General features: G+C 33.7%; 2 protein-coding genes. Both read right to left on the bottom strand.

Going from position 1 to position 1221, the window contains the following annotated elements:
* Positions 1-450 (bottom strand): UDP-N-acetylglucosamine--N-acetylmuramyl-(pentapeptide) pyrophosphoryl-undecaprenol N-acetylglucosamine transferase (locus FUA24_RS10610; protein WP_187388244.1); only part of this gene is annotated, 450 nt, incomplete at its 3' end.
* Positions 450-1221: FtsW/RodA/SpoVE family cell cycle protein (locus FUA24_RS10605; protein ID WP_187388243.1), on the bottom strand; the 772-nt coding region annotated here is incomplete at its 5' end. The genes FUA24_RS10610 and FUA24_RS10605, both read right to left, overlap by 1 nt.

Below are 1221 nucleotides of genomic sequence, written 5' to 3'. Positions count from 1 at the left end.
ACCATCATAAGCCACACATATTTTTTTAGCTTTTTTTGATAATAATTTATTTGTTATTCCTGGATACGAATTTTGCTCTTGTATTAAACTAGGAATACCCTTAGATGCAGCCGCATACAATAACGGACCACTAGCAAAACCACCCGTACCAATAGCCACGTGAGGTTTAAATTGCTTTATTATTTTTTTAGCTTTTAAAACACTGCTAACGACCTTAAAAGGAAACGATAGGTTTTTTAATGTTAACTTGCGCTGTATACCCGAAATCCATAAACCTTCAATATTATAACCTGCTTGTGGTACTTTTTCCATTTCCATTCTATCTTTTGCGCCAACAAACAAAAATTCCGCATTAGGAAAACGCATTTTTAACTCATTAGCAATTGCTATTGCAGGATAAATATGCCCACCTGTACCTCCTCCAGATAATATGATTTTATAATTACTCATTAAATAGTTTCAGATAAAATTTCTAATGGGTTTTCTTCTATATTTTCTTCTTTTTCTTTTATTTCTTCGCGTTTAGCACTAACACTTAAAATAATACCAAGTGCTAAACAAGTCATCCAGATAGAGGTTCCTCCACTACTAATTAATGGTAGTGTTTGCCCTGTTACCGGAAACAACTCTACAGCCACAGCCATATTTATTAATGCCTGAAACACTATTGGCAAACCAACACCTAGCACTAATAATTTACCAAACACAGTATCGGCTTTTTGTGCAGCTATTACTATTCTAAACAATAACCACATATATAAAACCATAACAAACAAACCGCCTATTAACCCATACTCTTCAATAATAATGGCAAAAATGAAGTCTGATGATGATTGTGGTAAAAAGTTTTTCTGCCTACTTTTTCCTGGGCCAACACCATTAATACCTCCTGAGGCTATAGCTATTTTTGCTTTTTCAATTTGATAATCTGCTTCTGTATCTTCTGCATTAGAAAAACTCTCAATTCTGCTCATCCAAGTATCAACCCTGTTTGGCATAGCATCAGGAAATGCTTTTGCAACCAGAATAAACATTGTTAACATTAACAAACCACTACCAATAATAACAGCCAAATATCTTAAAGGATAACCACCTAAAAATACCAACACAATAACCATTAAAAATATAATGGCTGTTGTTGAAAAATTTGACGGTAATATTAACGCTAACACTAAAAATGCAGGCAGCCAAAGTGGCAATACAGACTCTTTAAAGGTTATT

The sequence above is a fragment of the Seonamhaeicola marinus genome (assembly GCF_008085455.1).
This window is presented reverse-complemented; position numbering and strand designations above follow the sequence as displayed.